This window comes from Hyphomicrobiales bacterium (assembly GCA_030688605.1).
GTDB lineage: Bacteria > Pseudomonadota > Alphaproteobacteria > Rhizobiales > NORP267 > JAUYJB01.
This window is the reverse complement of record JAUYJB010000074.1, coordinates 1-22774: the sequence shown is the minus strand read 5'-3', so window position 1 is coordinate 22774 and position 22774 is coordinate 1. Positions and strand designations below refer to the sequence as shown.

Genomic DNA, 22774 nt, shown 5'->3' with positions numbered 1-22774 from the left:
GGCTCGGCCCTTTCATCCGCTCTCCGCAAGGACTTTCCATCATGACCATACTGACATCCGCGGCCGCGCTTGCGGCCGTTTCCGTTTCTGCGTCTTCCCCCCTTCATTCCTCCGCACCGCCCGATCGCGCCCCGGCTATATTCGCGGCCGCCGGGGCAATCCTTTCCGCCCTTGAATCCGGATCGCGCCTCGAAGCAGGCGCGCTGCGCGCCGCCATGCTTGAGGCCTTCGGCGGCACCGACGCGCAGGGTTTCTGGAACTGGAAGGACGCCTACGACGCCTGCGAGATCGCGCAGGTTTTGTTCCTGCGCAAATTCGGCGCCGCCATGCAGCGCCGCGCCGGAACCCCGGCGGCGATGTGCACGATGCTGGAGAAACTCGCGACGCTCCTGCCGACGCACACCAAGCGCTCGGCCGAGAGCCAGGCGCTCCAGCAACTCTCCACCCCGATTCCCCTCGCTTTCGTCGCCGCTCATGCGGCCGGATTGTCTCCGGGCGATTTTGTTGTCGAGCCGTCCGCCGGCACCGGCCTTCTCGCCATCCACGCCGAGCTTGCAGGTGCAAGTCTCGCGCTCAACGAGCTTGCGGACACGCGCGCAGCGCTTCTCGGCCTCGCCTTTCCCGGCGCTTGCGTCACCGGCCATGACGCGGCGCATATCGACGACCATCTCGGTGCGGATTTTCGTCCGTCCGTCGTCCTGATGAACCCGCCTTTCTCTGCCGGGGCGAAGGTTGAGGGACGCGTGGCTGACGCCGCCCTGCGGCATGTCTCCTCGGCGCTCGCACGCCTTGCCGAGGGCGGCCGGCTCGTCGCGATCACCGGCGCGAATTTCTCGCCCGAGAACCCGTCCTGGCGCGATGCCTTCATCCGAATTCAGGAACGCGGACGCGTCCTCTTCTCCGCCGCCATCGACGGGCGCGTCTATGCAAGGCACGGCACCAGCGTCGATACGCGCCTCACCGTGATCGACCGTGTCCCGGCCGATCATGCGGATGTCTTTCCGGCATCGCCGGGTAAGGCCGACGACGTTGCGACGCTGCTCGGCTGGGTCGAACGGGACGTCCCGCCACGCGCGCCCTGCACGGCATCGGGCGGCATTGCGCCACGGGCGCCGTCTGCCGGGCGAAGTGACGCGCAACGAAACGGCGCGTTTCGTTCGGTGACGGCTCCGGCAATGCCGGTAGCGCCAGCGCTCGATGCGATCGAACTCGCCTACGAAACTTGCGAGTGGCACCCCGCCGAAGGCGGACGGCTCACGGAATCGATTTACGAAGGATACAGCCTTCAATCGATCCGCATCCCGGACGCGCAGCCGCACCCGACGGCACTCGTGCAATCGGCGGCGATGGCCTCGGTCGCCCCGCCCAGACCGTCCTACCGCCCGCATCTGCCGTCCGGACTCGTAGCTAGCGGCCTATTGTCCGACGCGCAGCTTGAGAGCGTGATCTACGCGGGCGAAGCGCATTCCGGCCATCTCGCCGGATCATGGACGGTTGATGAGAGTTTCGACAATGTCTCCGCCGCGCCCGACGATGCCGAAAGCGCCCTGCGCTTCCGGCGCGGCTGGTTCCTCGGCGACGGCACCGGCGCGGGCAAGGGCCGTCAGGCCGCCGGCATCCTGTTAGATAACTGGCTCAAGGGCCGCCGCCGGGCGCTCTGGATCTCGAAATCCGACAAGCTGATCGCCGACGCGCAGCGCGACTGGTCGGCGCTCGGGCAGGAGCGGCTGCTGGTCACGCCGCTCTCGCGCTTCCGGCAGGGCACGAAGATCAAGCTTGATGAGGGCATCCTGTTTACGACCTATGCGACCATCCGCTCGCAGGAGCGTGAGGGGAAAGCCTCGCGCGTCAGCCAGATCGTCGAATGGCTCGGGCGCGATTTCGACGGCGTCATCATCTTCGATGAGGCGCACGCGATGGCCAATGCCGCGGGCGGCAAGGGCGAGCGCGGCGACCAGGCCGCCTCGCAGCAGGGCAAGGCGGGTCTGCGGCTTCAGCACGCGATGCCGAACGCCCGCATCGTCTATGTCTCGGCGACCGGCGCGACGGCGGTGCAGAATCTTGCCTATGCCCAAAGGCTCGGCCTTTGGGGCGGGGAGGACTTCCCGTTCGCCACGCGGCCCGAGTTCGTGCAGGCGATCGAGGCCGGCGGCGTCGCCGCGATGGAAGTGCTCGCCCGCGACCTCAAGGCGCTCGGCCTCTACGCCGCGCGCTCGCTTTCTTACGAGGGCGTCGAATACGAGTTGACCCTGCACACGCTCACGCATGAGCAGATCGCCATCTACGACGCCTATGCAGGCGCCTTCCAGGTCATCCACAACAATCTCGACGCAGCGATGGAAGCCGCGAACATCACCGGCGCATCCGGCACGCTGAACAAGCAGGCGAAATCTGCCGCGCGTTCGGCTTTCGAATCCTCCAAGCAGCGCTTCTTCTCGCATCTGATCACCAGCATGAAAACGCCGACCCTGATCGCGAGCATCGAGCGCGATCTCGAGGACGGTCATTCTGCCGTCATCCAGATCGTCTCGACCGGCGAAGCGCTGATGGAGCGGCGGCTTGCGGAGATTCCGACCGAGGAGTGGAACGACGTTCAGGTCGACATCACCCCGCGCGAATATGTGCTGGACTACCTTCAGCACTCGTTCCCGACGCAGCTCTTCGAGGAATTCTCCGACGAGGAGGGCAATATCTGCTCGCGCCCCCTCGTCCGCGACGGCCAGCCGGTTCAGTGCCGGGAGGCTGTGGAGCGCCGTGACGATCTGATCGCGCATCTGGCTTCGCTGCCGCCGGTGCCGGGGGCGCTCGACCAGATCATCCACCGCTTCGGCACGGACCAGGTCGCGGAAGTCACCGGCCGTTCGCGCCGTATCGTGCGGAAGGTGGGATCGGACGGCGTCGATCGTCTGGCGGTGCAGAACCGCGCGGGCTCGGCCAACCTCGCCGAAGCGCAGGCATTCCAGGACGACGAGAAGCGCATCCTCGTCTTCTCCGACGCCGGCGGCACCGGGCGCTCCTACCACGCCGATCTCGATGCACGGAACCGGCGGCTTCGGGTGCATTACATGCTGGAGGCCGGCTGGAAGGCGGACACCGCCATTCAGGGCCTTGGCCGCTCGAACCGCACCAACCAGGCGCAGCCGCCCTTGTTCCGGCCGGTGGCGACCGACGTCAAAGGCGAGAAGCGCTTTCTCTCGACCATCGCGCGGCGTCTGGACACGCTCGGCGCCATCACCAAGGGCCAGCGCCAGACCGGCGGGCAAGGGCTGTTCCGCGCCGACGACAATCTCGAATCCGCTTATGCGCGCGATGCGCTCCGCCAGCTCTACGCGCTGCTCTACGCCGGGAAGGTCGAGTGCTGCTCGCTCGGCGCATTCGAGGAGTCGACCGGCCTGCGGCTGACGGATAGCGACGGCACTTTGCGCGAAGAGCTGCCGCCGATCACCACGTTCCTGAACCGCATGCTGGCGCTGACCATCGCCATGCAGAACAGCCTGTTCGAGGTGTTCGAGCAGCTCTTGAGCGCGCGGATCGAAGGCGCGATCGCGGCCGGGATCTACGACCGTGGTCTTGAGACGCTTGCCGCCGACAGTTTGAGCGTGAAGGAGCGGCGCACGGTTTACACCCATCCCTTGAGCGGCGCGGAAACCCGCATCTTCACCCTCGCGCGACGCGACTGGAACCGCCCGGTCACGCTGGCTGAGGCAATGGCCCGCGCCGATGCCGGGAATGCGCGGCTTCTGCTCAACGAGCGCTCACGCCGTGCCGCGCTCGAAGTCCCGGCGCCAAGCCTGATGCTCGATGACGGCTCGATCGAGCGGCGCGTCCGGCTGCTGCGTCCGATGGAGCAGCACGCCTTCGCCAAAGCGGCGCTGGCCGAGACGCTGTGGCAGGAAGCCGATCGCGATCAATTCGCGAAAGCCTGGCAGGACGAGATCGCCACGCTGCCGGAATTTACCGACAGCACGCTTCACATCGCCACGGGACTGCTGCTGCCGATTTGGCGGCGGCTACCGGATGAGAACTGCCGCGTCTACCGGCTCCAGACCGATGACGGCGAGCGCATCGTCGGGCGGCTGGTGTCCCCGGCTACGTTAGGGGCGCTGTGCCGTAATCTCGGCCTCGACGACGTGCCGGATTTTTCGCCCGACGAAACGTGGCAATTGCTCATCGACGGCAAGAGCGTCGTGCAACTTGCCGACGGCCTGCAACTCCGCCGCGTCCGCGTGATGAACGATCACCGCATCGAGCTGACCGGCTTCACCCCCGGCATGCGCGACCGCCTCACCGCCATGGGTCTCATGCACGAGATCATCTCCTGGAAGCTGCGCTTCTTCGTGCCGGTGGGCGGCAGCGGCCCGGTCATTCTCGGCAGGCTCATGGATCGCCATCCCCTGACCGGCATTGCCGATCGCGCGGCGGCGTGAGGACACGGTCATGACCAAACATGACTCGGCCGGCGACCTCGCGCGCGCGCTCGCCCGCAACGCCGAAACCGTCTGCCGGCATTATCTCTCCAACGGAAGGCGCGAAGGGCGCTACTGGCTTGTCGGCGATACCGCTAATAATCCGGGGCGCTCGCTCTTTGTCAGGCTGCACGGGCAGGAGCGCGCCCCAGGATCGACAAGCGGCGCTGCCGGTAAGTGGACCGACGCTGCGACCGGCGATCACGGCGACCTGCTCGATCTCATCCGCGAATGCTGCGGCCTCGCTTCATTCCGGGATGTGGCGGATGAAGCCCGCCGGTTTCTTTGCCTGCCCCGGCCGACCCTGCCGGAGAGCGGCCCGCCGTGGCGGCGCAAAGCGCCTTCCCCCGAAGACCGGATTGCCGCCGCAAGGCGGCTCTTCGCCATGTCGCGCCCGATTATCGGCACGGCAGCCGAAGCCTATCTGCGCCGGCGCGGGATCACGGACCTGCGTGGCACATCCGCGCTGCGCTTCCATCCCGCCTGCTATTACCGCGACGAGAGCGGCATCACACACGCCCTGCCGGCATTGATCGCCGCCGTTACCGATGAGGACGGCCGCATCATGGGCGTTCATCGCACCTGGCTCGCGCCCGGCGGGACCGGCAAGGCGAACGTCGCCACCCCGCGCCGCGCGATGGGCGCCCTGCTCGGGCACGGCGTCCGCTTCGGTTTCGAGGCGGAAACACCAGCCGACATCATCGTGGCAGGCGAAGGCATCGAGACCATGCTCGCGCTGCGCACTCTGATGCCGTCCATGCCGATGATCGCCGGGCTTTCCGCAGCCCATCTCGGCGCACTGACGTTTCCGCGCCATCTGAGGCGGCTCTATATCGCCGCCGACAGCGACGGTGCCGGCCGGGCCGGAACGGAACGGCTGAGCCATCGCGCCATTGAGGCGGGCATCGAGGTGCTGGCGCTGCGTCCCGGCTTCGGCGACTTCAACGACGACCTGCGCCGCAGCGGACCGGATTCCCTGCGTCTGTGCCTCCTCCGGCAGCTTGCGCCGGGCGATGCCGCACGCTTCCTCATCTGACGCTTCCCTTATCTGATGCAGACCTGATCCAGGCCTTTGCGGCTGGCCTAAAGCCGCGCCTGCGTGCCTTTCCTTTTAGAGGCGATCTGGCGGCAGGGCGTCCGGGACCGCAATGGCGGGCGGCGCGGTTTCTTCCCCGCGGGCGGCTCACGCCGCCCGCTTCCTCGCGCACCAAGAAACCTCTTGCCCCCCATCCTCCACTGCGTTCCGGCCACTGCGCTGCGCTTGGGTGCGGACCCGGCCGCGTGCCGCCGGTAGTTCGCCGGAAAGGCCGCGACGGTCGCGGCCGGTCAGCAACGAAAGGACTCACGGTCATGACTCACTCAGACGATGCGGCATTCGAGCCGCACCACGAACGCTCTTCCACCGCCGCGGTCATCGCGGAGCTTCAGCTCTACGGCTACCGCCCACATCAGGACGAGCCGGATGCCCGCCCCTTGCCGGACGAGCAAGCCGTGCACACCGCGCTCATCGACATCTTCGACGCGCTCGTCGCAACCCTTGGCGACACGCGCCTGGAACCCGATCTCGAGAACCTGCTCTGGGGAACGGTCAATCTCTTCCACCGCGCCGCAGACCGCGCGCAGCGCGATCTCGACGACAACGAGGACCGCCAGCGCCGCAGCCAGGATGAGCAGGACGGCTCCGAAATCCGCTCCGTCGAGCTGGAACGGCTGATCGCCGAAGGGATCACCAATATCGAGCGCCGCAACGCGTTCGAATTCATGCGCGATCACGCTGCCGAACTCTTCGATCTGCACACCGGATCAATCTGGTTCCCGCGCGCGGGCTCGAAGGTCAATCACAAGGCGCTCACTGCCGCCGTCGTGGACAGTCGCGATTACATCGCCGCGAAGCGCCGTTCCGAGACGGAAATCCTGCTGCCGGAAGGCACGCGCATCGCCTTCGCCGGCGGGCTCGATTGCAACGACCACCGCGCGATCTGGGATGCACTCGACCGCACCCACGGCAAGCACGCCGATATGGTGCTCCTGCATGGCGGCAGCCCGAAGGGCGCCGAGCGTATCGCCGCCTGCTGGGCCGACAAGCGCAAGGTCCCGCAGCTTGTCTTCAAGCCGGACTGGACACGCCACGCCAAAGCCGCGCCCTTCAAGCGCAACGATGCCCTTCTGGCGACGATGCCCAAGGGCCTGATCGTCTTCCCCGGATCGGGCATCACCGAAAACCTTGCCGACAAGGCCAGGCACCTCGGCATCCCGGTCTGGCGGTGCGGAGGTGCGTCATGAGCGCCGCCGCACACACCACAACGCTTGTCCCGGGAGCGACCGTTTTCGTCTCCGGGTCACGGTCGATCGCGCAGCTCGATGCGCCGGTGGCGCAGCGGCTTGCGAACATCGTGACGCAGGGCATGCCCGTCGTGATCGGCGATGCTCACGGCGCCGACGCGGCGGTGCAGGCTTATCTGGCCCGTGCGGAACACCGCGACGTCACCGTCTTCTGCGCCGGCGCGCGCTGCCGCAACAATGTCGGCGCATGGCAGGTGACGCGCATTCGCGTCGATCCCTCCGTCAAAGGCCGGGCGTTTTACACGCAGAAAGACAAAGCGATGGCGGGGGAAGCCGACTACGGCTTCGTCCTGTGGGATGGCCGCAGCGCCGGCTCGCTCGCCAACATGCGCGAACTGCTCGGCCTGCGGAAGCGCGTGCTGGTCTATCTTGCCCCGGACAGGCGGTTCTTCGTTCTCGGAGACCCCGCCGACCTGCGCGCGCTGCTTCGTCGTTAGCCGGACATTCCGGCCGGACGCGATTTACCGCGACTCTGGCTCCCGGAAGGGGGCCGGTGGTCATTCCCCTCCACCTGTCGCTGATCCTTGGCTCCGCGCCGGACCTATGGCCATCAACCCGCTCAATTGAAAATTGGGGGTCCGCTACGCCTTGCGCGTGCGGCCCTTCCGGCTACCGCCTTCAGGGTGATTGCGGTCCGTCCCGGAGCCACCGGGCGCCTGTTCAGCGGGGAATGGTCCCCGCCCGAAAGAACGGGAGCCAGAAAATGTCGCACAATCTCGAACTCGCGCAGCAAGTCGCCTTCGATCTCGCCACGACCCTCATGGTCTGCGTCATCCTCTTCAAGGGAGAGCTCGGATACGGGGCCGTCCCTTCCGCCGAATTCGACGGCGACCCCGCCACAGTCATCTACGTTTATGACCCATATGCAGCGTGATGCTGGCGAAGCAGGCGGCGTTCGCGCCGCCTTGCTTTTTCAGGTATCGCCATCCTCGGCAGCAAACACCAGGAACGTTCGCTTGACTCGCAGCATGCGATATTCGGCTGGAACCTTGTCGAAGGGGACGCGCCTGCCGCCGGTATAGGTGTCGACAACGTCGCCTTCTATGGTCCCGAATACGTGGCCCATCTCGCCATCGTCATCGCAGAAGGCGAGTTCAAGGTCGGCGCCGACGTGGTCCGCCATCCACTCATCGATGGTTGGGCGCGCCCCGAACGGTCTGTCGTCGAATTTCTCTGCCTGAACCCAATCGCCTCCCAATAGCCTTATCGCTTTCAGCCAGTCGTTGATGTCGTAGTCCGCCCGGGGCTGGGCCGGAATCTCGCGCCCATAGATCTTCGCCGCCCGCCGCAGCAGCGCCCCGATCTCATCCGGCGTCTTCCCAGTGACAGCAGCGAGCGCGGTCGGCGTGCAGGAAAGGCCGTCACGCCAGCCCTGAATGTCACCGAGCGCGAAGGCCAACGCATCTTCCTTCTCCGGGGACCGACCACTACGCGGTCCCTTTGGCAGGGCGTAACTTACCACCGGGTCGAATGCGAGTCCGCCCGTGTGCGGAAATCCGGCTGTGCCGCTTTCCCTCTTTTTGCCGGTGTCCCTCGACTGATCACGCCATCAATGACCGGGCGCGCGTCCGGTTCAAGCCGACCCCTTCGGGGAGACGCCGGGGTGTCCCCAACCTTCGCTGCGCTGCAGGCCGGGAGATACCCCGCCCCTGCGTCTGGCCTGAACCGGCCGCTCATTCTCCCGGTCAATCTGTGGGCGTGTCGAGCAACACCCAGCAAAGGAGAAAGACCATGACACAGACTCAGAACCGCACCAGCACGGGCAACGCCCGCAAGTCCAACCCGCCGGCCTTCGTTGCCTACCACGTTTCCGATCAGGGCCGCGGCCGCAAGTTCTGGACGCGCCTCGGCGGTGCCTGGACGCACAAGAGCGGCGAGGGCTTGACGATCTTCGTCAACGTGCTGCCCATCGATTTCGACGGTCGCATCGTCCTGATGCCGCCCAAGGAGCAGGATGAGGACGAGGTCGGGCAGGCGGACACGGCCGCCGATCCCGCGGACGACGAAATCCCGTTCTGAAGCGAGTAAGGGCGCACAGGCGCTCTCAGCCGGTCGCGCCCATCCGGCGCGACCGGTTTTTTTGCGCAAGCCGCGCAAGACCGGTCACAAGCTGTGACCGGTTCCCAAACGCCCCTCGAAGCCCTGGAGGGTTGGCCGGTGGGCTGGCCCCCTCAAGCCGACCGCCTACCTTTCGATGGTGCGTGGATGCCTCGGGTGCGCTTCTGACCCAAGGCGACGGCCGGAGCCCTGACTCTGATCGATTTAGCCACACCAGCGCAGAGCGCCAGATGGACCACACGCTACGGGCTGGCTCCCCGAGCCGCTGCGCATCGCCGAGCATGAAGATGATGCTGTCATCGAGGACGATGACGACGGCTACGACGATCTGTCCGACGACGCGGACGCCGACTGCGAGTCGGACGAAGAGCCCCACGCCGAAGCGACCGAATAGACCTGTTTCAAACCTTCGTCTTATCCACACGAAAAACGCTCCGTCAGGGGCGTTTTTCTTTGCCGACGTTCGCCACTTTGCAACGATGAAGTTATGAACAAGTCAGTAAAAATAATTCCCGAGGCTATGATTGAGCGCCGTATCCATGTCATCCGCGGCCACAACGTCATGCTCGATAGCGATTTGGCCGCGCTGTATAAAGTTACGACCGCCGCCCTGAATCAAGCCATGGGCCGCAATAAGGATCGATTCCCCGAAGATTTTGCATTTCAACTGACAAGTGAAGAATTCCAATTCTTGATATCACAGAATGTGATTTCAAGTTCAGGGCACGGCGGACGCCGAAAGATTCCCTGGGTCTTTACCGAGCACGGCATCCTGATGCTCTCCAGTGTCCTGCGCAGCAAGCAGGCCGCGCGGGTCAATATTGCCATCATGCGCACTTTCGTGCGTATGCGCGAGGCGATGGCCTCTCACAAGGAGCTTGCGCTCCGCATTGATGAGATCGAGCAGAAATACGACGCCCGCTTCAAGGCCGTCTTCGACGCTATCCGCAGCCTCATGGAACCGCCGCCCGTCCCGCAAGAGAAGCCCATCGGCTACATCCACCACGGCGACAACGACGCCGAACAGCGATAGGCACCATGGAAATAAACGAGCGCCGCAAGAACTATCTGATCGCCAAAGCCCTTTGGGAATTCATCGCGCAGGACGGCAAGAAGCCGTCCATCCGGCAGAACCGGAACGACGTTCACGACATGGAAGCGATCCTGGACAGCGACTACCCGGCCGAACTGTCCCTTCTGATGAGAGCCGAAAAGTTCAAGGACCGCTCGGGCGAGTGACGGACGGCGGCACCGGCCCTCCGCGCAAGTCCCATCCTTTCTAACGCAGTAACGGCGAGCGGCGTCCGGTGGACGGCGCGAGCCGTTCCCCCACTCCAAAGTCGAAGCGAGCGAATAAATCCCCCAGCCCCCAACCTCCGTTTCGGCAACCAGCAAACCTGGCGGCGGGCACCACTAATCTTGCCAATACAAATAACCCTAAGTCATTAGTGGACTTACGTTAACACAATCTTTAGTAGTATTATGAATAATAAAAATAGTGCTTAGGATGAATACAAGATGTGCGTGGACTCCCGAACGTTAACCATAGGTTAACATGCCACGCACATCTTGAGGGGACCTCACCCGCTTACGCGAGCCTTTGCCGCAATGACGCGGACAAAGGACGCCGGCCCCCGTTTCACCCCCGGCTTGTCGTCCGCAAGACGGCATCGAGCCTGTTGCGGACGAGCGCAGCGTTTCGCCGCTGCATCACGACCAAGAGCCTTCGCGCCCTTTGGAAACCTGACGGGGAGATTTGCAGCTCTCCCTCGACCCATCGCGCAGCGGTTTCGCCCGCTGCACTGCGACCGGGATGATTTCGCTCTCCCGGACCATCGAGCAAGGGGAGACTTCGCTCTCCCCCCACGCCGCGAAGCGCATTCAGCGCGTGCGGCATGGCCGCCACCTACGGCGGCTTGTTGCAACCCCATGACCGGCGTTTCGCCGCCGGGACACGACCAAGCTCACGGGCCGCATTGGATTGGCCCCAAGAAAAAACAAGAAAGGAAAGCCGATGCCAGATCAGAAGAACAAGAAGCGGCAGCGCAACGTCAAGCGCACGGTGCGATATACGCCGTTCGAAGATGCGCTTGTCGTCGTCAACGCCGACATCGTCGGTCTCACAGTCGCTTCGTACATGCGCCAATCCAGCCTGATCATGCCGGCCCCCGCCGCAGGCCGCAAGCCGACCGTCGATCAACAGCTCACATCCCATCTCATCGCCGTCATGGGCGAAGCGACCACCGCCTTTCGGGACGCGGCGCACCTGGTCGATCCCGATCTCGCCGAGATCACGATGAACAGCATCAACGAGTACCGGATCGTCCTCTTCCAATCGTTGGGGCGCGCGCCATGATGCCGGACCCGAAGTTGATCGCCGACCTTGAACTCACCGTGCGCGTCCTGGCCCCGGCCGCCGATTTGGTCATCGGCGCGCTTGAGGACGGCGCCTGTCCCGGCAAGGTTGCCGTGCTTCTCCAGTGCCTCGCCGTCGCGACCGTGCGCTTTGACCCCGCGGCCGAAGACGATTTCGCCGCTCTGCTGGCGCAGGCGATGCGCGAGGCCGCCCACGATCTCATGTCAGGTGCGCTGACATCAGATGAGACGGCATCATGATCATCGGCGGGCTGCAAACCGGCAATACGCGCTGGCTTGCCGCGCACTTGCAGAACGCCGCTGATAACGAGTCCGTCGAACTGGTCGAAACCACCGGAACCATCGCGACCGACATTGACGGCGCGCTCGCCGAGTTCGATGCGGTCACTGCCGGAACCAGGGCGCGGGAAGGCGTCTATGCCTGTTTCATCAATCCGCCTGAGCCCCTGAGCCGCCTGCAATACGCGCAGGCGCTCGCCCATATCGAAAAGCGCCTCGATCTTACGGGGCAGCCGCGCATTGTCGTTTTTCACGTCAAGCTAGACAAATCGGGAAACCCCCGCGAGCATTGCCATGTCGTCTGGTCGCGCATCGACACCAGGGCGATGAAGGCGATCCAGCTCTCGCACGACCGCCAGAAGCTCCGCCGCTGCGCCCGCGAGTTGGCCGCTGAATTCGGCGTTGAGCTGCCGCCTGGCCTTGCCAATGACCGCGGCGCAGAGCGCTTCAACGATCCGCCGCAGCCGACCCGCGCCGAGAAAGCGATGGAAGCGGCCTCCGGCCTGTCGCGGGACGAGCGCCGCCGCATCATCACCGATTGCTACCGTAATTCCGATAGCGGCGATGCCTTCGTGAACGCGCTTGAGGCGGCAGGCTTCATGCTCGCGCGCGGCGACAAGCGCGTGTTCGTCGTCGTCGATATCGCCGGTCACGTCCACAGCCTGGCGCGCCAGATCGACGGAGCGACGACGAAGGATGTGAAATTGAGGCTTGAGGGATTGACCCTCTCGCTTCTTCCGCCCGCCTCCCGCGCGAAGGTGCTGATGCTCCAGCGCGCCGCCGCGCAGCAGGATGCGGCCCGCGCCGATGACAAGAAAAAGGCGCAGGCGAAAGAAGCGCACGAGCGGCTACGGGCCATTCAGCGCAAGCGCCGCGCCGCGCTCGATCTTCTCTGGCAACAGATGAAGATCCGCCAGATGCACGAGCGGAAGGTGCTGCTCGCGCACATCAAGGCGGAGAAAGAGCACAGGATCGCCCGCCGTCACTGGATGGCGACGGGGCTCGCCCTCTATCTCAGGAAGATCGCGGTCATCCGCCAGCTCATCGAATATTACGAAAAGCGGCGGCAGCGCACGATGGACGAGCAGCACCGGGCGCTCATGGAAGGTCTGCGCCGCCGGCATGACAACGAAGCCGCGGAATTGCGCCGCCGCTATGCCGCGCTCGACCGGTTGGAGCGTCGCGAGTCCCGGACTTTCTCGCAGCGCTTCGGCGCCTACGGCGACACCGACACGGACGATCTGCAACCGGCCCGCCCGGCCGCAATGTCCGCCTCCTATCGGGCCAGCGCGAGATTAGGCCCGGATTCGGATTTGTTCGCGCAAAACGCCGCCGACATCGGCAAGCGCTCCGCTTCCAATTTCTACGCCATTGTCCTTGAGAACGCCGCCGACATCACAGCCGCGGCACGCCCCCGCCAAGAGCCGGCCGACACGCTCCCTCCCAAGATCAACGCCACAATCGGCTTTCACCGGGACTACGGCGCTTTCCGGCAAAACGCTGCCGACATCACCGAACCGGTCGTCAATGTCAGCTTCGTGGCCGACGATGAAACCGCCCGTGACAATCCGGGCGGGCATACCGGACAACCGGACTTTCCGGCCTGGCCGGGCGCGGGGTGAGCCGTGCAGCAGCCGGGTCGTCAGCCCGTCGGTTCGTTACGCGGTCCTCTCCCGTCGGTTTTGCGTGATTGTGCGCGCGTAGCCGCGCCCGCCGCCCCGGTCAACCCGCAAGGGGTTTCCCGCCGCTATTGCGTCGGTGACAGGGACGGCGCTGCCCGGCTGGTCCTCTCCATTCGCAAAACCAACGAAAAGGAGAGGACTATGAAACTACTGACCAAGGACTTGCAGCGCAGGCTGCTTCAGAACGGCGAAATCCGCCGCAAGCTGGACGAAGAGGGCGAGGCCGACGCCGACTTCATTCCCGTCGTGAAGCTGTTTATGCCCGACGGGGCCGGAACCTGGATTCTGACGGAAGTCGATCCGGACTATCCCGATATCGCCTTCGGGCTGTGCGATCTCGGCATGGGCTTTCCGGAGCTTGGCAGCGTTTACCTGTGCGAGCTCGAAGCCTTGCGCGGTGCGCTCGGCTTGCCGGTCGAGCGCGACCTGCACTTTGCGCCCAGCTTCACGATTTCTGTCTATGCCCGCGCGGCATGGGAAGCCGAGCACATCGTCGAGGATCGCGAATCCCTCGAACGCGCCGCCAAGGCGCAGCGCGAGGCGCAGCAAGCGCAAGGGGGTGCGTCATGACCCCCGTCGAAACCATCGCATTCGATCACGGCTTGAGCGCGAACATCTTTCACGATGATTTCGCGGAACGGCCTTTCGCTAACGACGATGCCGTGCGCATCGTCGTCCTGCACCGCCGCTATATCGACCCGTCGGGCGGCGAATGCGGGCGCGATCCGGGCGAGCTTGCCGCGTGGGAATACGAGAACGCGGACGAGTGGTTCACGATCCCGCTGTTCCTCTACGATCACGGCGGCACGGTCTACCGCACCGGTTACAGCAACCCGTTCCACTGCCCGTGGGATTCAGGCCGCGTCGGCATCATCGCATTGCGCCGCGCCCATTGGGGCAACGGCAACGAGTCCGGCGACAAGCTGGCCGCGTACGCGCAGGGCGTCGCCGAGACCTATACGGACTGGGCCAACGGCGAGTGCTACGGCTACGTGCTGTGCGACGGCGAAGGCTGCGAACTCGACTCGTGCTGGGGCTTTCTGGGCCTCGACCATGTGCGGGAGCAATCGGCATCGGCCGCCGCCTGTCTGGCAAAGGCAGGTGCGCCATGACCGCGCACCAATCCACCCGTCTCATGGCCGCCGAACTACGGCTGGCCTACGCCTGCGCGGCAACACGCGGCCTTTATATCGGCACGCTGTTTCTTGACGAAGCCCGGGGCGAGGAGGCCGGCGCTGCGCCGGACGCCCTCTATGTCACCCGTTTCAATCCCTACGACGCAACACTGCTCTATGACGTGCGCCGCTGCCGCTTCCTGACGATCTCCTGGCCCGACTGGTACGAGGCACAGGGCGCGGCGTGGTAGCCACGCCGCCAGATCAATTCACCTCTTTCGTCTTCCGCACCGTGCGCGCCACGGTTTGAATGCCGCCGGGTGTCACGGCGCCGGTCTGCCTGCACCCTCAATCCCGGCAGCAGGAATTGATCGGAGCGCAAACCGTCGTGGCCGGTAGCAGGCTGTTCACAGGTCCGTCACGGCCATCCGTTTGTCTTCGGGCTTCCCTGACATGCCGCCGCGGCGGGACATCATTGCAACTTGCCGCAGCCACGGCCTCACTGTGACGTGGCGACAATCAATTCGCTTTGCGGGCGGGCACGCGCCAAAAAATCTTGCGGCCGGTTTGCCTGCTTTCGTGCCCCTTCGATGTCCGTCCTTCTCCGTGTCCGGGTCGGCTCAATCGATACGCCAAGATGACCATGCGCGCGGCCGGTTCCAGTCGACCCCTTCGGGGAGGCGGCGGGTTCCCCATCCTTCCGCGCCAAGGCTTGTGCAGGACGGGCGATACCCCAATCCCCGCCGCCTGACTTGAACCGTCCGCTTCTCCGCACGGTCATTTCGAAGGGCGTTACGAGCCAACCCAAACAGAAAGGACTAAGACAATGAGCACGAAACAAACCAATAACCGCAAGCAGCGCGACACCAACCCGCCGAAGCTGATCGCCTACCACGTCGAGGACCGTGGCCGCGGCAGGAAGTTCTGGACCCGCCTCGGGGCGGTTTGGGAGCACAAGAACGGCGAGGGCCTGACGCTCTTTCTGAACGTGCTTCCGGTCGATTTCGACGGCCGCATCGTTCTCCTGCCGCCCCGCGAAGAGGGCGAGGAAGTCGAAGCCGCGGACGACGGCGACACCGCCGACGAGAGCGCCGCGGAAGACGAAACCGAGGAGGTGGGCGCGTAACCGCGCCCACTACCTTCTTATCCTCACCAAAATGCGCCCCTGCGGGCGCATTTTCTTTGTGCGGATTCAGCGGTCCGCTACGCTGTTTCGATGACACGACCCTACGGCAAGAGGCCGAAAAGACAGGCATCGAAGAAGACACCGGACAAGATCGACAACACCTCGCTGAAAATCAGGCTGCGCGGCAAGGACGGCGCGCCCTTGTCGATGCAGGAGCTGCAACAGGGACTTTACGACATCGCCCGCAAGCTCAAACCCTATGACGACTGCCGCGCCAAATGGGCGACGCTCTATCTCACAATGGTCGATGAGAACGGCGAGGAAGTCGTCATCGATCCGAAGGGCGAATGGACGCTTTACCCCTATGAGAGCGCCGCCGACGAGCACGGCGTCTAGTCCGTCCCGTAGGGAACGTCCGACTCCCATTCGAACCTGCCGGGCGTACGGAAATCCGGATCGCGGCGGCGGATACCCTCGACGACCAGCGCACCAAGAAAATCCATCAGCTCGGCACCGCCCGTGATGCGACCGCTTTTCGCGGCAGCATCAAACCAGCGCTCGCAGGCGGTCGGCAGCGTGAGCATCATGCCTTCATAGCCACCCGGATCGTCGATCGGCCGGTCGTCGAACTTGCCAAGATTGTGGTCGCGATAGGCTTCAAGGACCTCCACGATCAGCGCTTCGGGCGTCGCCGGCTGGCCGATCTCCGGATCGCACTCGCGTTCCAGATATTCGTGGAGGGCGCGCGGTAGCGTCAGCGTGAGCGTTCGGTCTTTGTCAGTCATGGCTTGGTCGTCTCGCTATCACTGTCCGCGGGGTGTGGTTGCGGCGCCTGCATTGCCTTTGCTCCGCGGACGCGATCGAGTTTCGCCCGGAAGACCTCCGCAACCCGCTGGTGCTCTTTAATGAGTGCCAATTCCCGGCGGATGAATTCCCGCTCGATCGCCCTTCTGTTCTCGGGATCTCCGGTCAACCGATTCTCGCGCTCTCGATGAAGGGCTTCCATCTCCGCCCGCTCTCTTTCCGTCAGGCTTTCCTGTTCGGCCCCGATTTCTTTCAGGGCCTCGGTCAGCTCGAAAATATCCATGCCGTCGAAATCCGGTTCGTCCGCGGGCAGCGGCGCGGCGGCAGGAACCGGAAGCTGCCTTGGCGACCGTTTGGCCGCCTTCGGCCTGGCGGGCGTGCCGTCCGCGACTTTTTTCTCATGCGGCGGCTCCCTTTTCTCTCCTCCGCTCTCTTCTCCGGCATCATCCCTTCCCGACCCCTCCGGTGCATCGGGGATGTCGTCCGCTTCCAGAGTGACGAGATCGTCCTTGGTCAGTCCGTCCATTGTGGACAGGCGCTCCGCCTGCTTCGAAAGCACCTGCTCGAGAATATTGCGGACCGCACGCCCGTTGCCGAAACCCTTCCCTTTCTGCGCATCGAGCGAGCGCATCAAGATTGTGGCTTTCGCGGAGGCTTCGTCGGTCAAGACGTAGCCGGCACTCCCGGCCATTTGCTCGAATATCGCGCGCAGGGCCTTTTCGTCGTAGTCCGGGAAATCGATGAAGGTCTTGAATCGCGACGCGAGTCCGGCATTGGCGTCGATGAAGCGCTGCATGTCGTCGCCGTAGCCGGCGGCAATCACGATCAGCCGGGCGCGATGGTTCTCCATTGCGGCAAGCAGCGTCGTGATCACTTCCTCGCCAAGCGGATCACCGTGCCTCGTCGTATGGCCGAGATGCAGCGAATAGGCTTCGTCTATGAAAAGGATTCCGTCCAGCGCCTTCTTGATCGCAGCGTCGGTCTTGCCCATGCCGGAGCCCCAAGTCTCTCCGGCAAGGTCCTTGCGCGACACTTCTACCAGGTGGCCCTTCTTGAGAAGCCCGAGCTCCTTGTAAACACTCCCGACAATACGGGCGACCGTGGTCTTGCCGGTGCCGGGGTTGCCGGTGAAGACAAGATGCCTTGAAACCGGTGTCACCGGCAGGCCGTGCTCGCGTCGCAACTCGTCGCGCTTGATTTCCGCGACGACGCTGCGCACCTGCTTCTTGACGGCGTCGAGCCCGATCAGCGTCTCCAGCTCCTCCATTGCACTGCCCTTGCCGGATTTCCGTTTCGCCCGCCGTGGGGGTCGCCGCTCCGCCTTTGTGTCGGGTTTTGGCCCCGCCTTCTTCGCCACGCGCTCCCGCGCCTCCCTGACCGCCTTGATCTCGGGCTCCCTTTCACGGCTGCTTGCGTCCTTTGCGAGCAAGCCCTCGATTTGTCCCCAACGATCGGGATCGGCGAGCCGCTTCTGCGCCTTCTCGGCTTTTCGCGCGAGATTTACCTGCCTCTCGTATTGCTTCCTCATTCCGGCCAGCCACGAGGCTGCGCGATAGTAGGCGGGCATCGCGCGGTCCTTGCGGCGCTGGAGCCAGTCCCGCAAGGCCTGCATCTTTCCCGGTCCGGAATGGTCAGGATCGGGATTGTACCAGTTGAGCGGATAGGTCTTGTCGTAGTCGATCCTGCCGAGCAGCATCGGATCGTCGCCGCTGCGCAGGATGATCTGGCGGCCCGTCTCGCGTGACAGGTCCTGTCCGACCTCGGGTCCCTCGCGCAGATTGGCGATGACACGGTTCATGCGGTCACCGACTTTTTCCATGCGGGCCATCTTGCCGAGCATCTGCACGATCTCGTCGGCCGTCTCGCGATCATTCACCCCGAATATCTGCACCGCGCCGGTGTTGGCGATGAAGGTTAGCCAGTTCTTCGGATAGAGCTGTTTGAGCTGCCCGATATTCTGGACGACAGGCCAGAGCTTGAGGCCGTAGCCCGCCAGCAGGCCCGCCGCCTTTTCCATCTGGCTTAGCTTGCCGAGGCTGAAAAACTCGTCGAGCAGGAACAGCACCGGATGCTTCGGCTTCGGCCCGACAGACATGGCGCGGATCGAAAGATTCACGAACAGCCGCATGAAGCGCTTGTGTTCTTCCAGCAGGTACGGCGGCAGCACGACATAGACGGTCATCGGTTTGCGCTTGATATCGCGCAGGTCGAACGAAGTCCGGGAAGTTCCAAGCACCCTGCGAATGGCTTCGCTATCGAGCCAGGCCGTATTGCGCAGCACCGTCGTCATCAGCGAGCCGCGCTCGTTCGGTCCGGCGTTCAGGACCAGCGCAGCGGCGCCCGCAGCCAGACCCGCGGCTTCGTAGTTCCCGCTCATCGATTCTAAAATCGCATCGAACGAGTCGCGGTCCATATTGACGATGTCGCGCAGGTCGGTGAGCGACGCTTTCAGGTCGCCATCCGTGGTCACGAGATGCGCGATGAGGCCGGCAAGGATCTGCTGCGCGCCTTCCGACCAGTGCGTGTCGCCTTCCGTGTCCGGCACGACAAGCGCGTCCGCGATCAGCCCGATATCCTCCGCGACCGTATCGCTCTCCGGGTCGATCATATGCAGCGGATTGTAAAAAACGGAGTCCTCTCCGGGCACGATGTCGAACGGGTCGACTACATAGACCGATTGGCCGAGAAAGCTCGTGACCCGTCCGCCGCCGAACCCACGCCGTGCGGCGGTGACAGCCGCGTTGGTTCCCTTCGGATCGATGACGAGCGCCGACCCCGGCCAGGTCAGAAGGTTGGGTATGATCGCGCTTCGCCCCTTGCCGGTGCGCGATGTCGCGATAGTCAGGAAGCCGCGATCGTCATTAAAGCCGACCTTGCGGTCATAGCCGGGCGAGCTGAAAAGCGACTTGCCGAGCAGCAGCGACCCCGGCCGAGCGGGGCTCGCCCATTCATCGAGAAACCCCGCGAATTGCGCAGAACCGCCGCGGCCAAATCTGACGAAACGGAACAGACGCCGCAGGCCCTTCGTCCAGATGGCAAACCGGGTGGTCAGCCAGGGATAGGCCCAGAGCCCGAGCACCAGGAAAACGGGCGTCATGACGACAGCGAAAGACGTGGTCGAGGTCAGGCCGAACAGCGCGGGGAAGGGATAACCGAAGATGGCGAAAACGATGGATGCAACCGGTATCAGAAACAGAAACGAAAGGGCGAGAAACGTGCCCAGTTCGATCACCGTTCCGCTGACGCGCCGGTAGAAACCGACCGGCGATGACTGTCCGCTGGTCTGGTCCGAAACCAGCAAGGCAACCACCAGCGTCGCCGCCGTCACGATGTAAAACAGCCCCGCAACCGGCGGGACAAGTTCTCCGAAAAATTTGGCCGCGCCATAGACCAGCCCGAAAACGAACAGGAATGCGAAGGCAGGGGTCATGGCATGGTCCTCCAACACCTGGCCGTCGCCATGACACGCCGGAGATTTTCGGGCCGAACAGATAGTAAACGCAACCATTGACGCGGGAAAGCTCAGGGTTACGCTTATGTTAACGGCCTGCGATTCACCAAACGAAGCGGCTTGTGCTTGACCCTGCGCCAGCAGGGTAGCGAGATATGTTTTTATGCCATAAAAACCTCTTGCGGCTGCGCCGGGCTGTGCGAATCACGAGGGCGCCTTTTCGCGGGGGACCAAGCGAAAAGCGCCGCGTACCGGGCAATGCCGCGCCTTTCGCTGTAGCGGAGGGCGCGTATGGCCAGGCCCCGCAAGCAGCCCCATGAACGCCGCAGCGAGGTGGTGCGCTTCACCGTCCGCCCCGCCGAACACGCGCTGATCGCGCAGCGCGCGGCGGCCTCCGGCAACACCGTGTCGGGCTATGCCCGCCATCTCGTCCTGAACGGCCGGATCGTCATCAGGCAGGGCCGCGGGCTTGACCACGCCGCCTTCGACCAGCTTCGCCGCATCGGCGTCAATCTCAATCAGCTCGTTAAGCTCTATCACAGTACGGGCAGCGCTCCGCCCGAGCTCGCCAGCACGGTCGCCGCCGTCGAGCGCTTCCTGATGGAGACCATCGACGGGTCCGGTTCCTGATGGTGCCCAAGGTCGCGGGCAAGGGCAGCAGCTTCAAGGGCGCGGCGCAGTACTACCTGCACGACAAGGGCGCGCTCACCCGCGAGCGTGTCGCCTTTTCCGAAACCCTCAACCTGCCGACCCGCGATCCCGACAAGGCGTTCAAGTGTATGGCGTGGACCGCCGCGCACCAGAACGAGATCAAGGCGCGTGCGGGCGGCAGCATGCGCGGACGCAGGCTCCGCGACCCGGTCTATACCTACAGCCTGTCATGGGCGCCGGACGAGCGCCCCACGCGGGACGAAATGCTGGATGCGGCGAAAGACACGCTAAAGGTGCTCGGCCTGCACGAGCACGAGGCCATCCTGGTCTCGCACCGCGACGAGCCGCACCCGCATATCCACGCGATCGTCAACCGCGTCCATCCCGAAACCGGGATCGCGGCGAAGCTGTCCAACGATCACCTGAAGCTGTCCCGTTGGGCGGAAGCCTATGAGAAACGGCAAGGGCTGATCCGGTGCGAGCAGCGCGTCGAGAACAACGAACGCCGCCGCCACGGAGAGTGGGCCAAGGACCGCCGCGACTACCGCTCTGGCGATTTCTACCGCTGGCGCCGGCAGCAGGTGAATGAATCGCAGGCGCGCCGTCAGCGCGAAGAGGGCAGTCTTACCGAGGCGCAGAAGAAGCGCCGCGACGATCTGCACCGCGACCATATCAGGCGGCGCGAGGCCGCTTTCCGCGACGAGCACCGTCACCGCTGGCGGGCCATCTATCAACATCAGGAACGCGAGCGGCAGAAGCTCGCCTATGAGCTGGACTCGCCGAAGGAGCGGCTGGACCAACTTCTCACCCGCGACAAGAAGCGCGTGCTCCGCTTCGACCGCGAGGACCGCACCGGCTTCCTGTCCCGTGCCCACAAGGCGGCCCTTGAGCGCGAGGAAAAGACCCGCGCCCTGGAGGAACGGCAGCGCCGCTACCGCGCCGAGGTAGCCGAGAAGTTCAAGTCCGCGGACATAAAGGCCGTTAATGAGATCGACGAGCAGTATCAGCGCGACCTTGCCGCACTTATCGAGACCGAACGCCTTGAGCGTGACACGCTCAAGGCCGAACACAGCCGGCAGAGTCAGGAGACGGCGCGGCGCATCAAAGACAGCGCCGACTATCAGGACTACCGCAAGGACAGGGCGGCAAAGCGCCTTGCCCGCAGGAGCAAACTCAAGGACGAACTGACCCGCCCGGGCGGCGGCGGGGTCAGCGATCAATTCCGGAAGGCAGGGCGCGGCGTGGACAGCGACCGTTCTGGAGAGCGCGGCGGAAAGTCCGGCGCGTTTCGCGACAACGCTAATGACATCGGCCGCGGCCGCGAAGGGCGTGGCCGTGACCGTTCGCTCCGGCGCAAGCCCCCCGAAGATCCCGAAAACAAGTAAAGCGTCCGGCAGCATCGCTGCCGGACGCGGGGGCGCGTCAGAGCGGCTGCGGCGCGGGCGCGTGAACGCGGCGCTTGCGCTCGGACAGGATGCTATCGACCGAGAGCCGCGCGTCTTTCCATTCCTCGCTAAACGGTTTGCTGGCCGCGAGAGCCTGGTTGAAAGCCAGCAGCAGGGCGCCGAGTTCGGCATCGCTGCGGCGGACAAGTTGTGATCCTGCGATAAATCTCATTGTTTCCTCCTTCGTTTTTTCGAGGCCCCCGCCATCGGCGGCCTTTCTGCCCACCCGCACACACAATCACCGGGCAAAGGCCCCGTGGCGGGTCGAAGAAAGACAAGGAGGAAGCGGCGGTCCGATCGTGACCGCCCGCAGAAATGAAGATGTTCGCAAGGAGCGCAAATCAGTCTGCCGTCCGTGAAACGGAAGCGGCGTTCTGTCTGTTCGGGTTTCGCGGCGAAGCCGCTTAAGCGTGAAGCCCCCCGCAGGCGACAAGGGAAGGCGCCCGCCTGAAGGCGCCAAGAGTTTCCGCCGCGCAGGCGTGCGTCCCGCCGGGGCGCAGCTATCCCTGTTCTGACGCCGCCCTTCTCCTTTGGCTGTTTTCGTTCCGATAACGTTGGCCGTGGCCGCCGTGCCGCGCAACCGGCCGTCCGCACCACCCCTGCCGCCTGCGGCCCCGCCTTCGTGCTTCGCACGATGGCGCAAAGTGCCTTGGCGCAGGGCCGTGACGGCGGTTGCCCCGTTGGGTGCGCGGCCCGGCTCTGGCCCCGGCCGGGGAACGTTCTTCGAAAACAGCACAACAAAGGAGAAGGACGAATGATCGACTACGAACAATTGAACGCGCAGTGGCGCGAGCGCGAGGAACGACTGCGCGAGGCCAATGACGAGAGCCGGCAGGCGGTCTTTGACGCGCTCACAGGGCTAGGCATTGAGCGGATCGAGATCACCTTCGACGGCTACGGGGATTCCGGCCAGATTGACAATGTCGCCGTCACCGGCGGCAGCGAATCCCTCTCGGGCGACGTGACCGTCACGCGCGT

At 64.5% G+C, this 22774-nt stretch carries 23 protein-coding genes; 19 read left to right on the top strand and 4 right to left on the bottom strand.

Annotated features, from left to right (window positions below; genetic code table 11):
• The first annotated feature begins 41 nt into the window (after positions 1–41).
• From Q8P46_08975 to Q8P46_08955, 5 genes are all read left to right on the top strand, one after another.
• Positions 42–4427, top strand: coding sequence for a strawberry notch family protein (locus Q8P46_08975; protein ID MDP2620296.1), 4386 nt, complete (start codon positions 42–44; stop codon positions 4425–4427).
• Between the two features lie 10 nt (positions 4428–4437).
• Positions 4438–5502, top strand: a complete 1065-nt coding sequence (locus Q8P46_08970; GenBank protein MDP2620295.1) for a toprim domain-containing protein — start codon at positions 4438–4440, stop codon at positions 5500–5502.
• A gap of 314 nt (positions 5503–5816) precedes the next feature.
• Positions 5817–6749, top strand: coding sequence for a DUF2493 domain-containing protein (locus Q8P46_08965; GenBank protein ID MDP2620294.1), 933 nt, complete (start codon positions 5817–5819; stop codon positions 6747–6749).
• Positions 6746–7246 (top strand): hypothetical protein, encoded by a 501-nt coding sequence (locus Q8P46_08960; GenBank protein ID MDP2620293.1) that lies wholly within the window; start codon positions 6746–6748, stop codon positions 7244–7246. Before Q8P46_08965 ends, Q8P46_08960 begins: the two co-directional genes overlap by 4 nt.
• 266 nt (positions 7247–7512) lie before the next feature.
• Positions 7513–7683 carry a hypothetical protein gene (locus Q8P46_08955; GenBank protein MDP2620292.1) on the top strand — a complete coding sequence of 57 codons (171 nt, stop codon included), beginning with the start codon at positions 7513–7515 and terminating at the stop codon, positions 7681–7683.
• A 39-nt stretch (positions 7684–7722) separates the two neighbouring features.
• On the opposite strand, the gene Q8P46_08950 is transcribed toward Q8P46_08955, so the two are convergent.
• Positions 7723–8208, bottom strand: coding sequence for a hypothetical protein (locus tag Q8P46_08950; protein ID MDP2620291.1), 486 nt, complete (start codon positions 8206–8208; stop codon positions 7723–7725).
• A gap of 332 nt (positions 8209–8540) precedes the next feature.
• On the opposite strand from Q8P46_08950, the gene Q8P46_08945 reads away from it, so the two are divergent.
• The 11 genes from Q8P46_08945 (at position 8541) to Q8P46_08895 (ending at position 15841) form a co-directional block, all read left to right on the top strand.
• Positions 8541–8828, top strand: a complete 288-nt coding sequence (locus Q8P46_08945; GenBank protein ID MDP2620290.1) for a hypothetical protein — start codon at positions 8541–8543, stop codon at positions 8826–8828.
• A 526-nt stretch (positions 8829–9354) separates the two neighbouring features.
• A complete protein-coding gene (locus Q8P46_08940) occupies positions 9355–9900 on the top strand; it encodes an ORF6N domain-containing protein (GenBank protein MDP2620289.1) in 546 nt (181 codons plus the stop codon).
• 5 nt (positions 9901–9905) lie between these two features.
• Positions 9906–10106, top strand: a complete 201-nt coding sequence (locus Q8P46_08935; protein ID MDP2620288.1) for a hypothetical protein — start codon at positions 9906–9908, stop codon at positions 10104–10106.
• Positions 10107–10881: 775 nt separating this feature from the next.
• Positions 10882–11223 carry a hypothetical protein gene (locus tag Q8P46_08930; GenBank protein ID MDP2620287.1) on the top strand — a complete coding sequence of 114 codons (342 nt, stop codon included), beginning with the start codon at positions 10882–10884 and terminating at the stop codon, positions 11221–11223.
• The gene (locus tag Q8P46_08925; GenBank protein MDP2620286.1) at positions 11220–11483 is read left to right on the top strand and encodes a hypothetical protein; all 264 of its coding nucleotides are present in this window, start codon (positions 11220–11222) and stop codon (positions 11481–11483) included. The genes Q8P46_08930 and Q8P46_08925 overlap by 4 nt, the downstream gene beginning before the upstream one ends.
• The gene (locus tag Q8P46_08920; protein ID MDP2620285.1) at positions 11480–13144 is read left to right on the top strand and encodes a relaxase; all 1665 of its coding nucleotides are present in this window, start codon (positions 11480–11482) and stop codon (positions 13142–13144) included. Before Q8P46_08925 ends, Q8P46_08920 begins: the two co-directional genes overlap by 4 nt.
• A 201-nt stretch (positions 13145–13345) precedes the next feature.
• Entirely contained in the window at positions 13346–13774 is a 429-nt protein-coding gene (locus Q8P46_08915) for a DUF2958 domain-containing protein (GenBank protein MDP2620284.1), read from the top strand.
• Positions 13771–14316: a hypothetical protein gene (locus tag Q8P46_08910; protein ID MDP2620283.1), complete on the top strand. Its 546-nt coding sequence runs from the start codon at positions 13771–13773 to the stop codon at positions 14314–14316. The genes Q8P46_08915 and Q8P46_08910 overlap by 4 nt, the downstream gene beginning before the upstream one ends.
• Positions 14313–14570: a hypothetical protein gene (locus Q8P46_08905; protein MDP2620282.1), complete on the top strand. Its 258-nt coding sequence runs from the start codon at positions 14313–14315 to the stop codon at positions 14568–14570. The genes Q8P46_08910 and Q8P46_08905 overlap by 4 nt, the downstream gene beginning before the upstream one ends.
• 575 nt (positions 14571–15145) lie before the next feature.
• Positions 15146–15445 carry a hypothetical protein gene (locus Q8P46_08900; protein MDP2620281.1) on the top strand — a complete coding sequence of 100 codons (300 nt, stop codon included), beginning with the start codon at positions 15146–15148 and terminating at the stop codon, positions 15443–15445.
• Between the two features lie 90 nt (positions 15446–15535).
• A complete protein-coding gene (locus Q8P46_08895) occupies positions 15536–15841 on the top strand; it encodes a hypothetical protein (protein ID MDP2620280.1) in 306 nt (101 codons plus the stop codon).
• Here the strand turns inward: Q8P46_08895 and Q8P46_08890 are convergent.
• Both Q8P46_08890 and Q8P46_08885 read right to left on the bottom strand, forming a co-directional pair.
• Complete coding sequence (locus tag Q8P46_08890; protein ID MDP2620279.1) at positions 15838–16230, bottom strand: hypothetical protein; 393 nt, start codon at positions 16228–16230, stop codon at positions 15838–15840. The two genes, Q8P46_08895 and Q8P46_08890, sit on opposite strands and share 4 nt — an antisense overlap.
• A complete protein-coding gene (locus Q8P46_08885) occupies positions 16227–19679 on the bottom strand; it encodes a type IV secretory system conjugative DNA transfer family protein (GenBank protein ID MDP2620278.1) in 3453 nt (1150 codons plus the stop codon). Before Q8P46_08885 ends, Q8P46_08890 begins: the two co-directional genes overlap by 4 nt.
• Positions 19680–19991: 312 nt before the next feature.
• Between Q8P46_08885 and mobC the strand changes: the two genes are divergently transcribed.
• Positions 19992–20330, top strand: a complete 339-nt coding sequence (gene mobC, locus Q8P46_08880; protein ID MDP2620277.1) for a plasmid mobilization relaxosome protein MobC — start codon at positions 19992–19994, stop codon at positions 20328–20330.
• Positions 20330–21736: a relaxase/mobilization nuclease domain-containing protein gene (locus Q8P46_08875; protein MDP2620276.1), complete on the top strand. Its 1407-nt coding sequence runs from the start codon at positions 20330–20332 to the stop codon at positions 21734–21736. The genes mobC and Q8P46_08875 overlap by 1 nt, the downstream gene beginning before the upstream one ends.
• Before the next feature lie 37 nt (positions 21737–21773).
• Here the strand turns inward: Q8P46_08875 and Q8P46_08870 are convergent, their stop codons facing one another.
• A complete protein-coding gene (locus Q8P46_08870) occupies positions 21774–21968 on the bottom strand; it encodes a hypothetical protein (protein ID MDP2620275.1) in 195 nt (64 codons plus the stop codon).
• Positions 21969–22550: 582 nt separating this feature from the next.
• On the opposite strand from Q8P46_08870, the gene Q8P46_08865 reads away from it, so the two are divergent.
• A partial coding sequence (locus tag Q8P46_08865; protein MDP2620274.1) for a hypothetical protein occupies positions 22551–22774 on the top strand: 224 nt, incomplete at its 3' end.